Origin of the sequence: Microbacterium sp. S308A+, from assembly GCF_049800815.1 — a bacterium.
Lineage (GTDB): Bacteria > Actinomycetota > Actinomycetes > Actinomycetales > Microbacteriaceae > Microbacterium.
Genome location: NZ_JBNAFT010000004.1, coordinates 34,278 through 45,951, shown reverse-complemented (window position 1 = coordinate 45,951; position 11,674 = coordinate 34,278). Strand labels below are relative to the sequence as shown.

At 72.3% G+C, this 11,674-nt stretch carries 13 protein-coding genes and 1 riboswitch; of the genes, 6 read left to right on the top strand and 7 right to left on the bottom strand.

Going from position 1 to position 11,674, the window contains the following annotated elements; genetic code table 11:
* Window positions 1–33 precede the first annotated feature (33 nt).
* The 3 genes from ACP15J_RS11480 to ACP15J_RS11470 all read left to right on the top strand — a co-directional run bounded on the left by ACP15J_RS11480 (window position 34) and on the right by ACP15J_RS11470 (window position 1,974).
* Window positions 34–534, top strand: a complete 501-nt coding sequence (locus tag ACP15J_RS11480) for a hypothetical protein (protein WP_424937130.1) — start codon at window positions 34–36, stop codon at window positions 532–534.
* Between the two features lie 64 nt (window positions 535–598).
* Window positions 599–1,249 (top strand): bifunctional 4-hydroxy-2-oxoglutarate aldolase/2-dehydro-3-deoxy-phosphogluconate aldolase, encoded by a 651-nt coding sequence (locus ACP15J_RS11475; protein ID WP_424937129.1) that lies wholly within the window; start codon window positions 599–601, stop codon window positions 1,247–1,249.
* A gap of 8 nt (window positions 1,250–1,257) precedes the next feature.
* Window positions 1,258–1,974 carry an ankyrin repeat domain-containing protein gene (locus tag ACP15J_RS11470; protein ID WP_424937128.1) on the top strand — a complete coding sequence of 239 codons (717 nt, stop codon included), beginning with the start codon at window positions 1,258–1,260 and terminating at the stop codon, window positions 1,972–1,974.
* 25 nt (window positions 1,975–1,999) lie between these two features.
* Here the strand turns inward: ACP15J_RS11470 and ACP15J_RS11465 are convergent, their stop codons facing one another.
* Both ACP15J_RS11465 and ACP15J_RS11460 read right to left on the bottom strand, forming a co-directional pair.
* Window positions 2,000–2,845 carry an SDR family oxidoreductase gene (locus ACP15J_RS11465; RefSeq protein ID WP_424937127.1) on the bottom strand — a complete coding sequence of 282 codons (846 nt, stop codon included), beginning with the start codon at window positions 2,843–2,845 and terminating at the stop codon, window positions 2,000–2,002.
* Window positions 2,846–2,926: 81 nt separating this feature from the next.
* Window positions 2,927–3,688, bottom strand: coding sequence for an SDR family NAD(P)-dependent oxidoreductase (locus ACP15J_RS11460; RefSeq protein ID WP_424937126.1), 762 nt, complete (start codon window positions 3,686–3,688; stop codon window positions 2,927–2,929).
* Window positions 3,689–3,810: 122 nt separating this feature from the next.
* On the opposite strand from ACP15J_RS11460, the gene ACP15J_RS11455 reads away from it, so the two are divergent.
* A complete protein-coding gene (locus tag ACP15J_RS11455) occupies window positions 3,811–4,173 on the top strand; it encodes a DUF488 domain-containing protein (RefSeq protein WP_424937125.1) in 363 nt (120 codons plus the stop codon).
* Window positions 4,174–4,209: 36 nt separating this feature from the next.
* Here ACP15J_RS11455 and ACP15J_RS11450 read toward each other — a convergent pair whose 3' ends face one another.
* Both ACP15J_RS11450 and ACP15J_RS11445 read right to left on the bottom strand, forming a co-directional pair.
* On the bottom strand, window positions 4,210–4,530 hold the full coding sequence (locus ACP15J_RS11450) for a TfoX/Sxy family protein (RefSeq protein ID WP_424937124.1): 321 nt from the start codon (window positions 4,528–4,530) through the stop codon (window positions 4,210–4,212).
* A gap of 233 nt (window positions 4,531–4,763) precedes the next feature.
* Window positions 4,764–6,470: an RCC1 domain-containing protein gene (locus tag ACP15J_RS11445; protein WP_424937123.1), complete on the bottom strand. Its 1,707-nt coding sequence runs from the start codon at window positions 6,468–6,470 to the stop codon at window positions 4,764–4,766.
* 287 nt (window positions 6,471–6,757) lie between these two features.
* Between ACP15J_RS11445 and ACP15J_RS11440 the strand changes: the two genes are divergently transcribed.
* Window positions 6,758–7,735 carry a helix-turn-helix domain-containing protein gene (locus ACP15J_RS11440; protein ID WP_424937122.1) on the top strand — a complete coding sequence of 326 codons (978 nt, stop codon included), beginning with the start codon at window positions 6,758–6,760 and terminating at the stop codon, window positions 7,733–7,735.
* A 57-nt stretch (window positions 7,736–7,792) separates the two neighbouring features.
* Window positions 7,793–8,530: a phosphotransferase gene (locus ACP15J_RS11435; RefSeq protein WP_424937121.1), complete on the top strand. Its 738-nt coding sequence runs from the start codon at window positions 7,793–7,795 to the stop codon at window positions 8,528–8,530.
* A 10-nt stretch (window positions 8,531–8,540) separates the two neighbouring features.
* On the opposite strand, the gene ACP15J_RS11430 is transcribed toward ACP15J_RS11435, so the two are convergent.
* The 3 genes from ACP15J_RS11430 to ACP15J_RS11420 form a co-directional block, all read right to left on the bottom strand.
* Window positions 8,541–9,341 (bottom strand): energy-coupling factor transporter transmembrane component T family protein, encoded by an 801-nt coding sequence (locus tag ACP15J_RS11430; RefSeq protein ID WP_424937120.1) that lies wholly within the window; start codon window positions 9,339–9,341, stop codon window positions 8,541–8,543.
* Window positions 9,329–10,852 carry an ABC transporter ATP-binding protein gene (locus tag ACP15J_RS11425; RefSeq protein ID WP_424937119.1) on the bottom strand — a complete coding sequence of 508 codons (1,524 nt, stop codon included), beginning with the start codon at window positions 10,850–10,852 and terminating at the stop codon, window positions 9,329–9,331. The genes ACP15J_RS11430 and ACP15J_RS11425 overlap by 13 nt, the downstream gene beginning before the upstream one ends.
* Window positions 10,849–11,484, bottom strand: coding sequence for an ECF transporter S component (locus ACP15J_RS11420; protein WP_424937118.1), 636 nt, complete (start codon window positions 11,482–11,484; stop codon window positions 10,849–10,851). Before ACP15J_RS11420 ends, ACP15J_RS11425 begins: the two co-directional genes overlap by 4 nt.
* Window positions 11,478–11,587, bottom strand: a riboswitch (TPP riboswitch). Its footprint overlaps the gene before it by 7 nt.
* Between the last annotated feature and the right edge of the window lie 87 nt (window positions 11,588–11,674).

Below are 11,674 nucleotides of genomic sequence, written 5' to 3'. Positions count from 1 at the left end.
GGCGGCCGGGAACACCCTGCCAGACTGGGGCCCATGGAACCGTGGATGTGGATCGTCGGGTTCGTCGTCCTGCTGCTCGTCACGGCGTGGGCCGCGCGGTCGATCCGACCGAGGCCCCCGGCGCCCGTCGACGTCACGGGAGCCGTCTCGCGCACCTCCGCCCCGTCGCGCCGGGCCACGGTCTCTCCGGAGACGCTCGACGCCGCCTCGGTCGCGGAGATCGACCGCCTCGTCACGGCCGGGAGCGCCATCGCCGCGATCAAGGTCTTCCGCGACCGCACCGGAGTCGGCCTGCAGGAGGCGAAGGACGCGATCGATCGCTGGCGGCCCGGCGCCACGACCTCGCCGGCGACCGCACGACCCGGCCTCGGCGCCTTCTCCGCCGCCTCGCTCCCTTCCGACGTCCGTGCCGGGATCGACCGCCTCGTCGCCGCGGGGCAGCCGATCTCGGCCATCAAGCTCCTGCGCGAGCACGCAGGCCTCAGCCTCAAGGACGCGAAGGACGCGATCGACGCCTGGCCCTCGGCGCGCTGAGTCTCGGCCGCCCGTCGCCCCGGCGTCCAGGAGAATGGAAGGGTCCCCCACCGAAGGAGCCCCGATGACCGACCGCCTCGCCCGCACCCGTTCCGCCGGAGTGCTCGCCGTGCTGCGCGCCCCCTCGCCCGAGGCCGCGCTCGAGACCGCGGAGGCGCTCATCCGAGGCGGGATCACCGGGATCGAGGTGACCTACTCCACGCCGGACGCCCCCGTGGTCATCCGCGAGCTCATCGCCCGCCACGGCGCCGCCGCTCACGTGGGCGCGGGGACGGTGACGACGCCGGCGGAGGCCACCGCCGCGGCGGGGGCCGGCGCGGAGTTCCTCGTCAGCCCCGGCACCCTCCCCGACCTCACCCGGGCGATGCAGGACACCGGCAGGGTCGTCATGACCGGCGCCCTCACTCCGACCGAGGTCATGACCGCGCTCGATCTCGGCGTCGATGTCGTGAAGGTCTTCCCCGCCTCCCTCGGCGGCCCGTCCTACCTCGGCGCGCTGCGCGGCCCGTTCCCGCACGCGACCCTGATGCCGACGGGCGGGGTCACCCCCGACAACCTCGCCGCCTGGTTCTCCGCCGGCGCCGTGGCCGCGGGGGCCGGCGGCGACCTCGCGAACGGAGCCGCGATCGCGGCGGGCGACTGGGCCGACATCGAGCAGCGCGCTGTCCGGTTCGCCACCGCCCTGGCGGCCGTCCGCGCCGGGGCTGACCGATAGCCCACGCCATGGCCCGCCGCCCGACCCTCCTCGCGAGCGTCCTCTTCGTGGGCGTCATCGTCCTCGCCGGATGCGGCCCGGCGACGCCGGGCCCGACGGGCTCCGCCGCCGACCGTTCATCTTCCCCGGAGGGTCGCATGACCGCAGACGCCGACGCCCTGTTCGCCGCCGCCGCGGCGGGTCAGGACTCCGCCGTCCGCACGCTGATCGAGGCCGGCGCGGACATCGAGCACCGCGGCGAAGGCGGGATGACGCCGCTGATCGCCGCGACGAAGGCCAACCGCATCGAGGCCGCCCGGATCCTGATCGAGGCCGGCGCAGACGTCAACGCGAAGGACGACATCCAGGACTCCGCCTATCTCTATGCAGGCGCACGAGGCCACGACGAGATCCTCCGCATGACCCTCTCCCACGGCGCGGACCTGCGCAGCACCAACCGATACGGCGGGACGGCGCTGATCCCTGCGGCCGAGCGTGGCCTGATCGACACCGCCCGCATCCTGCTCGCCGCCGGCGTCGACCCCGATCATGTCAACGACCTGGGCTGGACAGCGCTGCACGAGGCGATCGTGCTCGCTGACGGCTCCGACCGCTACGTGCAGATGGTCCGCCTGCTCCTCGCCGAGGGCGCCGACCCCGCCGTCCCCGATGGCGACGGCGTGCTGCCGCGAGACCTCGCCGCCGATCGCGGCTACGACGCGATCGTCGCCGCGATCGACGGATGACCTGACCGGGTGCGGAGGCCAGGCCTCAGTCCAGGAAGATGTCGGGGAACAGCCGGTCGTCCGGCGTGCCGGGCACCGCCGCGTATGCAGAGAAGTCGGTCACGCCCGCGGCCTCGAGCACGTCCTCGACGATGAGCGAGCGTCCGGTGTTCTCCCGCGCGGGCGAGGTGAGCACCGCGTAGGCCGCGTCCGCGTAGATCTCGGGCGTCCGGCTCGCGGCCATCACCCGGTCGCCGCCGAGGAGGTTCTGCACGGCGGCCGTGGCGATCGTCGTGCGCGGCCAGAGCGTGTTCGCCGCGATCCCCGCCTCCGCGAACTCGGCCGCGAGCCCGAGGGTGACCATCGTCATGCCGAACTTCGCCAGCGTGTAGCCGGTGTGGGCGCCGAGCCAGCGCGGGGTGGGGTTCAGCGGCGGCGAGAGGGAGAGGATGTGCGGGTTCGGAGCGTCCTTCAGCACCGGGATCGCCGCGCGGCTCAGCATGAAGGTGCCACGGACGTTGACGTCCTGCATGAGGTCGTACTTCTTCGCGGCGAGGTCGAGCGAGGTCGACAGGTCGATGACGCTGGCGTTGTTGATCACCGCGTCGATCCCGCCGAACTCGCCCTGCGTCTTCAGCACCGCTTCGGTGATGTCGTCGTCGTCGCGCACGTCGCCGACGATCGGGAGCGCCCGCCCGCCGGCCTCGCGGATGCGCTCGGCCGCCGTGTGGATGGTGCCCTCGAGCTTCGGATGCGGGGTGTCGGTCTTCGCCAGCAGCGCGATGTTCGCGCCGTCGGCGGCGGCGCGCAGCGCGATCGCGAGTCCGATGCCGCGGCTGCCTCCCGACATCAGGATCGTGGTGCCCGCGAGGGCCTTCTCGTTCTCGGCCATCCTGCGCTCCTTCTCTCTTCCGGTCGTTCGCTCCTCCGCCGGAACGCCGGCGAGGCGGCGACCCGGCGGGTCGGAGAGCGCTTACTTCGGCGCCATGCGGATCGCGCCGTCGAGGCGGATCGTCTCGCCGTTGAGGTAGTCGTTCTCGACGATGTGCTGCACGAGCGCCGCGTACTCGTCGGGTCGCCCCAGACGAGCGGGGTGCGGCACCTGCTGTCCGAGCGAGTCCTGCGCGGCCTGCGGGAGGCCCGCGAGCATCGGGGTCTCCATGATGCCCGGAGCGATCGTGCAGACGCGGATCGCGTGGCGAGCGAGCTCCCGAGCGATCGGAAGGGTCATGGCGTGGACGCCGCCCTTGGAGGCCGAGTAGGCCGGCTGCCCGATCTGCCCGTCGAACGCGGCCACGCTCGCCGTGCTCACGATCACACCGCGGTCGCCGCCCTCGGCCGGCTCGTTCCTCGCGATGGCCGCGGAGGCCTGCGAGGTGACGTTGAAGGTGCCGACGAGGTTGATGCGGACGACACGCTCGAACGCGGCGAGGTCGGTGGGGCTGCCGTCGCGGTCGAGCACCTTGGCCGGGGGCGCGATCCCCGCGCAGTTCACGACGATCCGCAGCGGGGCGGCGGCCTGCGCGGCGTCGACCGCGGCGCGAACCTCGTCCGGGCTCGTGACGTCGGCCGGGACGAAGAGGCCACCCAGCTCCGCCGCGACGTCGGCGCCGGCCGAGCCGGGGAGGTCGATGATCGTCACATGCGCGCCGGCGTCCGCGAGGCGCCGTGCCGTCGCGAGGCCGAGTCCGCTGGCGCCGCCGGTGACGAGGGCGCCCGATCCCTGGATCCGCATCTTCGAGTTCTCCTTCGAACTTCGCCGCAACGGCGACCGAGTGTCAGTGTAGGTGATCCCCGGTCTCAGCCGATGACGCGCGACCGCTGGCGGACGAGCGCCAGGAGGTGTTGGCTGAGGCCATGGAACTGCATCTCAGGCGAGCCTACGACACCGCGTCCGCGGACGACGGCTTCCGCGTGCTCGTCGACCGGCTGTGGCCTCGTGGCGTGACGAAGGAGCGGGCGGGGATCGACCTGTGGGCCAAGGACACCGCCCCGTCCCCCGAACTGCGGAAGGCGTGGCACCATGCCCCGCCCGAGGAGTGGGAGGTCTATGCGGATCACTACCGCGCCGAGCTCGCGGGTCCGTCCGCGTCCGCGCTGCGCGCCCTCTCCGCAGAGCTGCGCGACCGCCCCGTCGTCACACTCGTCTACGCCGCACACGACCCCGAGCACAACCACGCCGTCGTGCTCGCCGCGGCGCTCCGCCCCCTTCTGGCCTGACCGTTCTCCCACTGTCGGCGCCGGAGCATATGAACGTCACCGCCGGAGTGCGGCGGTGACCCAGAACGCCAGCCGTTCGTCCGAGAGACCCTTCCCGTCCGCGGTCACCCGGATCCACCCCGTCCCCATCGCGCGGCCCCGTCCCATCTCCGCCCGCGTCGCGTCGGGCTCGGCGAGAAGAGACCCGTCCTCCGCGGGAGCGACGCGGACGAGCAGGCCGCCGTCCTTCTGCACCGCGACCGCCATCGCGTCGTCGACCATGAGGGCGACGGCCCCGAACATGCTCACCTCGCGCACCTCGCCCGCGCCGAGGAGCACACGGACGCGATCGAGCAGCTCCCGGCGTTCCGTCGTCATCGAGGCTCCTTCCCCGAGGGGACGCTACCTCCGCCACCCGTCACGGACAACCGGCGGCGGCGAACGGCTCGCCCCGGGCGTCCGCGAAGAACGGGAGCGCCCGGGGCAGAAGACACGGCGAAGCACCCTCGCGCATAAGGCGTGAGGGTGCTTCGCCTCTCCGAGCTCACCGGTCCCGCCGTTCGTCCGCCGTGGAGGTGTGGCGGACGCTCTGCGGGACGCGGCGCCCAGCCTCAGGGAAGGGTCGCCACCGACGCGTAGTTCGTCGACGACACGTCCGTCGCCCTGTCCCCGTCGATGAGGACCTTCGTCGGCGAGTAGAGCGGCGTCGGGACGATGCCCGTCCCGGTGTTCCCCTGTCCGTTGTAGCCGGCGGCGAACAGACGTCCGTCCGCGAGCTTGACCACGGAGGTGTACTCGCCGTTGACGATCTTGTCGACGACCGCCCCCTTGGGCAGGCCGACGTACGCCGGCTGCGCCGCCGTGAAGATGCCGCTGCGCTGCCCGTTGGCGAACAGTCCGTACCCGTTGCGTCCCCACGCACGGACGCTGTTGTCGTCCATGACCGCCCACCCCGTCCAGCAGCTCGCGAAGACCTTCCGCGCGCCACGCAGGATCACCGTCGGCGTGCTCTTGCGCTCCTGCATCCCGTTGGCATATGAGCCCTGATAACCCCAGGCGTAGAGGTCGCCGTTGCTCGCCAGCGCGAAGCGCGCGTGATAGGCGGCGGCCACCGCGACGATCGTGAAGTCCTTGCCCTCGTTGAGCGGCCGCACCTCGGCCGGCGCCGCTCCGTACCCGCCGAAGTTCCCGTTGCCCAGCTCGCCGCTGGCGTTGTAGCCCCAGGTGTAGACCTTCCCGGTCTTGCTGAGGGCGATGCCGCCGCGGTAGCCCATGGCGACCTGCGAGATGTCCTTCAGCTGCTGAACCTTGGTCGGTGCGAGCACGCGCTTGAGGTGCCCGAGCCCATGCGCGCCGGCACCGCCATATCCCCAGGTGTAGACATCGCCGTTGACCGTCAGCGCGGCCGAGGCCAGCCCGCAGCCGTCGGCGACGTCCATGAACCGCACCCGGTCGATGTTCTGTGCGGGGACCGGCGTCCGGACGTAGCCCGGAGTCACCGACCCGGTGCCCAGGATGCCGTTGGCGTTGGAGCCCCAGGACCAGATCTGCCCGTCACCGTCGACGACGTACTGCGTGAGCCGCGCGCTCCCCGTCGCGATGTAGGTGCCGCTCCGCAGGGCGGGCGAGACCGGGACCGGTCGGTGGACGAGCGCACCGTCACCGATCATCCCGTAGCTGCCGCGTCCCCAGGAGTTGGCGAGCTTGTTGATCTCGGCGACGACGGTGAGGTGGCGCTTCACGCCGGGATCGCCGCACCCGGTCACTCCGATGGCCATCGCGTGGATGCGCAGGTTGCCGAGCTTGTCGCCGCGGACGCGCACTCGAGCGAGGCCCGAGGGACCCGTCGTCACGGTGATCGTCTTGCCGACCGCCGTTCCGGCGTCGTTCAGGAAGGACGCCTCCCCTTCCGGGGCCGCCCCCGGCCCCTCGGGGGCGAGAGCCTCCGGCGCCTCGGGAGCCTCGGAGTCCTCGAGCGCCTCCGACGACGGCGCCTGAGGGCCGTCCTTGTCCGGGTCCTCCTCTTCCCCCTCCTCGAAGGTGACCGGCTCGAGGGTGAGCTTGATCTGCGTGCCCGGCGTCGGCTTCGTGCCGACCAGCGCGGCGACGTCGAACTCCACGACCTCCCCCGGCTTGACCCGGAGCGCGCCGTCCGGCGCATACCGGGCGAGCGGACACTTCGACGCCGACGCGGCGGCCAGCGGCATCGCCGACGCAGCGGCGATCACGGGGATGCTCCATGCGGCTCCCCTCACGATCGTCCGTCGCGAAACTCCCTGCGTCTGCTCCGAGGCAGCCGCGTCCTTGATCTCATCCATGCGGATGATCCCCCTTCGTTCTCAGTTGGATGCACCGCCCCTGCGAACGTGGAACTCCGTGGCGGATCGACGACCAGATGTCGTTTTCCGCGGCTCAAGCGTCGCTTCCCCAGGACGGCGACTCGATGCTCTAGGACTTTCTGGATCGAGGCGAAATACTAGTTGCCGTCCTGCTCGTTCTGGTTGCAGATCTGACGCTTCCCCCGCAGGAGCCGCCCCGGCTCCGCTTCGATGGTTCACGTCTGCGCGGCCGCGGACGCGCATCGGGGGGTGTACGCGAAGAGACCATGGTGAACGGGGAGGGGCGTACCGAACGCCGAGTCGCGCTCAGCGGCGACGCGGCGCGGCGATGGGTGGAGCGCAACGGCTTCGTCCCCGCGACGAACGACGACCTGCGCGTCGCCGGCGACGTGATCCAGAGACGTGACTTCCTCGTCGTCCGCGAATGGCGCAGCCCCGCACGCATGCGCCTTCCCGCGGACGTCCCCGCCGACCACGCCTGGTTCCTGTTCCCGCTCGAAGGGTCTGTGGAGCACGTCTCCGACTCCGGCTCCTTCCACGTGCGCTCCGAACAGGACTGGATGGCCATCGACCCTGCCTCGCCTCCCCTGCTCGTGAACAAGAAGCCGTTCGCCTATACGGCCGTGCGCACCGATCGGGAGCAGTTCCGCGAGGCTCTCGCCATGAGCGAGCTGCGGCTGGGCACCCGGCTCGACCAGGGCGACTTCGGGCGCTGCCTGATCTCCCTGCTGATGACGATGTTCAACTCCGCCATCACGCACACCGATCCATCGTTCGTGCACATCGTCGGATCCGTCCGTCATCTGCTGACCGCCGAGCTCAACGCCTCGCTGCTGCGCGATTTCCCCTCCGGCGCGAGCCCCGCACCGGCCGGCGAGCTGCAGACCTTCTGGAGAGCGCTGACCATCATCGAGGAGCACTACCACGAGAGCGAGTTCCGGATCGCGGATCTCGCCGACCATCTCGGCGTCTCGGCGACCTATCTCAACCGTGCGTTCGCCCGCAGCGGCTCGACACCGCTGCAGCACCTCGAACGGGCCCGGCTGCGAACGGCTCAGACGCTCGCGGAGAATGGGACAGATCGCTTCCTCAGCCGCACCGAGGTGGCCCGGCGCTCCGGGTTCCCGTCTCTGCGCGCGCTCCAACGCGCCCTGCGCAAGGCCCGTGCCCGTTCCGCCGACTCCTCTACTCTGCGTGCCTCTCCGCCGACCGAGCCGAAGGCATCTCGTCCGCCACCCCGATGACCGTCCTGACGACGACGGCCCGGACGCGGGTCACCCGTGCTCGGGCAGGATGGAGCCATGTCGATCCCCGACCAGCCTGTCGCCGTCCCCGCCCGTGTGGAGGAGCTCGCCCGCGGGGCGGATCTCGTCTGCGTCTGGGACAACGACTATGGCGGGCTCACCTTCCGTGCCTCCCCGGCCGACGGCCAGCCCTTCTACGTCAAGTGGGGCCCACGGAACCTGGAGTTCTCACTCCGCGACGAGGCCGAGCGCATGAGCTGGGCAGGATCCTGGATCCGTGTGCCGCGCGTGCTCGATCACGGCGAGGACGAGACGCACGAATGGCTCGTGACCGTCGCGATCGAGGGCTGGAGCGCGGTCGACCCGCGCTGGCAGAGCCGGCCCGAGCGGGCGGTGCGCGCCGTGGGCGAAGGGCTCCGGGCGATGCACGACGCGCTCCCCGTGTCCGCATGCCCATGGGAGTGGAGCGTCGAGTCGCGGATCGCCAACGCCGAGCGACGTGGGATCGTCGTCCCCGAGCGCTTCCGCACCGCACCCCCGATCGATCGTCTCGTCGTCTGCCACGGCGACGCCTGCATGCCGAACACGCTGCTGGACGATGACGGTCGTTGGACGGCCCACGTCGACCTCGCCCTGCTCGGCGTCGCCGATCGCTGGGCCGACATCGCGGTCGCGACCATGAGCATCGAGTGGAACTACGACACCGGGTGGGAGGACACCCTCATCGAGGCCTACGGCATCGAGCCCGACCGCGAGCGCCTGGCCTACTACCGCGGTCTCTGGGACGCGACCTGACCGATCGGCGTCAGGCGGGCCCGAGGATGAAGTTCCAGGTGCCGAAGACGACGGCGGCGGCGATGGCCGCGAGCGGGATGAACGCCGCGACGAGCAGGAGCGCGGTGTCGCCGCCACCCCATCGGGAGACCCGCGCCCACGTCCGCGGGCCCCGGCCGCCGAACCCTCGGGCCTCCATCGCCGTCGCGAGCGAGGAGCCCCGGCGGATCGCGAGCACGAAGAGGGCGAACGCCATCCCGAGCGTCCGCCGGATCCGCCCCTCGTCCGCGACCCCTCGCGCCCGGCGGGCGAGGGCGAGGGCGCGCCAGTCCTCCACAAGCAGCCCGAGCATGCGCATCCCCGCGAGCGCGCCGACGACGAACCGGGCCGGCAGCCGCATCCGTTGACCGAGGGCGTCCGCCAGATCCGTCGGATCGACGGTCGTGAACAGCGCCACGGCGGGGAGCCCGATCGCGAGGACGCGCAGCGCGGTCGCCACGGCGAGCGCGAGCGACCCCTCGCTCACCCGCACCACCAGCCATTCGACGAGCACCGCCCCGCTCGTCGCCCCGTAGAGGGCGATGGTCACGGCGCTGAGCGGCGCCGCGACCCACAGAACCGCCGTGCGCGTCCAGAACTCCCGTGGCCGCAGGCCCGCGCAGAGCAGGATCGGGATCTCCAGGACGAGCGCGACAGCGGCCGAGAGCACGTCGATCGTGAGGATCAGCGGAAGGCCGATGAGCAGCGCGGCGGCCAGCTTGGCCAGCGCGTTGCGTGAGGCGATGGGGCCGGTGCGGATGGCCCTCGCGCCGGGCGGGCTCAGCGCGGCCACCGTCGTGGCCCCTTCCCCTCATCGGGGACGCCCCCGGCGCCTCGCCCCTCCATGACCACAGGGCGGGCATGCAATGCGCGGAGGACATCGTGGTCGTGCGTCACGGCGACGACCGCGGTCCCCGCGTCGCGGACGGCGGCGATGAGCGCGACGAGCTCGGCCCAGGTGGTCGCATCCTGGCCGAACGTCGGCTCGTCGAGGACGAGGACCCGCGGCCCCGTGGCGAGAGCCGCCGCGACCGTGAGTCGGCGCTTCTCGCCGCCCGAGAGCGTGTAGGGGTTGGCCTCGGCGAGCGGGGCGAGGCGCAGTCGCTCCAGCAGTCCGTCGACCAGGGCGTTCGCCTCCGCATCGTCGAGGCCGAGGGCACGGGGGCCGATCGCCAGCTCCTCGCGAACCGTGCGGGCAAGGAGCTGGTGCTCCGGGCTCTGCAGCACCATCCCGATCCGAGTCAACAGCGCACGCGACGGCCAGGCGTGCGGGTCAGCGCTCTTCAGCCCCTCCGCGAGCGCGGAGGACGCGACGACCCGTCCCGCCTGTGCGGGAATGAGCCCGGCGAGGGTCAGGCCGAGCGTCGACTTGCCCGCACCGTTCGGCCCGGTGATCCCGACCGCCTCCCCGGCGCGTACGGTCAGGTCGAGAGGGCCCGCGACCGGCGCCCTCTCGACCCGTCCGACGACGAGACGCTCGCTCCGGAGGAGTTCCTCCCCCGGAGCCGTGGACGGCGGAGGAGGGAAGGCCGGCCGGACCCCCGGAACCCAGACGCCGGCGGCCGCGAGCTCGTCCCGGCGGGCGCCCAGCACCTCGTCCGGGCTCCCGTCCGCAAGGACGACGGTGCCCTGGTCCTCGGCACCGAGCACGATCACCCGGTCCACCAGCGGGAGCCAGGCGTCGATCCGGTGCTCGATCACGACGAGGGTCGCCCCCGTGGCGCCCAGCGCGCGCGCGACGGCGTCGCGCACCTCCACGACGCCGTCGGGGTCCAGGTTCGCGGTCGGCTCGTCCAGCAGCAGGGCGCCGGGACGCATCGCGAGCACGCCGGCGAGCGCCAGCCGCTGCTTCTGCCCCCCGGACAGCGCCGAGGTCGGATGGTCGAGCGGCAGATCGAGCCCGGCTCCGGCGAGCGCGGCGCTCACCCGCGGCCAGATCTCGGCCCGGGGGACGCCGAGGTTCTCGCAGCCGAACGCGACGTCGTCACCCACCCGGGCGAGGATCGTCTGCGTGTCCGGATCCTGCAGGACCATGCCGATCCGCCCCCGCGTCCGCGAAGCCGGTAGGCCGTCGACGAGCAGCGCGCCGAGCTCCTCGCCCTCGTCCGCGCCGCCCAGCACTCCGCCGAGCCCCTGGAGCAGGGTCGATTTGCCCGAGCCCGAGGCCCCCAGCAGGAGCACCCGCTCGCCGGGCGCGATGCGCAGCGTTGCCTCGCGGACGGCCCACCGCAGACGCGTCGCATACCGCCATCCCCAACCGCGCGCCTCCAGCGCGGCCGGGGTCGGCGCGAACGGTGCGCTCACACCCGCGTGGTGGCGGTGCGCCCGGACGCGAACCTGCTCAGGGCACCGGTCGCGGCCAGGCCACGGGTGATGAGCCAGCCGCCGAGCCCGGCGATGACGGCGCCGGAGAGGGTCGTGGCGGTGATGTAGACGACGGTGAAGAGCGTGTCCGCCCCGGCGTACCAGAGCAGGCGGTCGTTGATGCCGCCGGCAAGACCGGCGCCGGCGCCGGCGAGGACCGCCACCGGCAGCCGCCATACGCCATAGAGGAAGAGGAGGAAGACGATCTCGGCGCCGAAGCCCTGCACGAGGCCGGAGACGATCGTCAACGGTCCCCACTGGTTGCCCACGAGCGCGGAGATCGTCGCGGCGACGAGCTCGGTGTACAGCGCGGCGCCGGGCTTGCGGATGATCAGACCGCCGAGGACGCCGGCGATCAGCCAGGGCCCCGCGAGGAGTCCCTGGATCCCGGGCAGGAGCGGCTTGAGGAGCGTTCCCGGGACCTCATTGCCCACGTTCCAGAGCAGGAAGACGACGGCGCAGGCGACGGCGACGACGCTCGCGACGACGATGTCGACGACTCTCCACCGCCAGCGGTCGGTGCGACGAGCGGCCGAGGTCCCGGCCGGGGAGACGGGTGCGGACGTGTTCATTCGATACTCCTCCCTGCGCTGGCATGATCCAGATCAGGTTCGACGGTCGAAGCGCGGATCGCTTCCTCTCAGCCCGGCTCGCCGGACTCCCGTGGTGTGTCCCGCCATCTTAGCGCCGCGGACCCCTGCGTCGACGCCGGGGGCTCTCCGCTCGTCACCGGGGCGCGTGTCCGACGATCCCAGAACCCGC

What these genes read in the sequence shown, in the direction of transcription:
- ACP15J_RS11480 (WP_424937130.1), top strand. Translation starts at nt 34, where the DNA reads ATGGAACCGTGGATGTGGATCGTCGGGTTCGTCGTCCTGCTGCTCGTC.
- ACP15J_RS11475 (WP_424937129.1), top strand. Translation starts at nt 599, where the DNA reads ATGACCGACCGCCTCGCCCGCACCCGTTCCGCCGGAGTGCTCGCCGTG.
- ACP15J_RS11470 (WP_424937128.1), top strand. Translation starts at nt 1,258, where the DNA reads ATGGCCCGCCGCCCGACCCTCCTCGCGAGCGTCCTCTTCGTGGGCGTC.
- ACP15J_RS11465 (WP_424937127.1), bottom strand. Translation starts at nt 2,845, where the DNA reads ATGGCCGAGAACGAGAAGGCCCTCGCGGGCACCACGATCCTGATGTCG.
- ACP15J_RS11460 (WP_424937126.1), bottom strand. Translation starts at nt 3,688, where the DNA reads ATGCGGATCCAGGGATCGGGCGCCCTCGTCACCGGCGGCGCCAGCGGA.
- ACP15J_RS11455 (WP_424937125.1), top strand. Translation starts at nt 3,811, where the DNA reads ATGGAACTGCATCTCAGGCGAGCCTACGACACCGCGTCCGCGGACGAC.
- ACP15J_RS11450 (WP_424937124.1), bottom strand. Translation starts at nt 4,530, where the DNA reads ATGACGACGGAACGCCGGGAGCTGCTCGATCGCGTCCGTGTGCTCCTC.
- ACP15J_RS11445 (WP_424937123.1), bottom strand. Translation starts at nt 6,470, where the DNA reads ATGGATGAGATCAAGGACGCGGCTGCCTCGGAGCAGACGCAGGGAGTT.
- ACP15J_RS11440 (WP_424937122.1), top strand. Translation starts at nt 6,758, where the DNA reads ATGGTGAACGGGGAGGGGCGTACCGAACGCCGAGTCGCGCTCAGCGGC.
- ACP15J_RS11435 (WP_424937121.1), top strand. Translation starts at nt 7,793, where the DNA reads ATGTCGATCCCCGACCAGCCTGTCGCCGTCCCCGCCCGTGTGGAGGAG.
- ACP15J_RS11420 (WP_424937118.1), bottom strand. Translation starts at nt 11,484, where the DNA reads ATGAACACGTCCGCACCCGTCTCCCCGGCCGGGACCTCGGCCGCTCGT.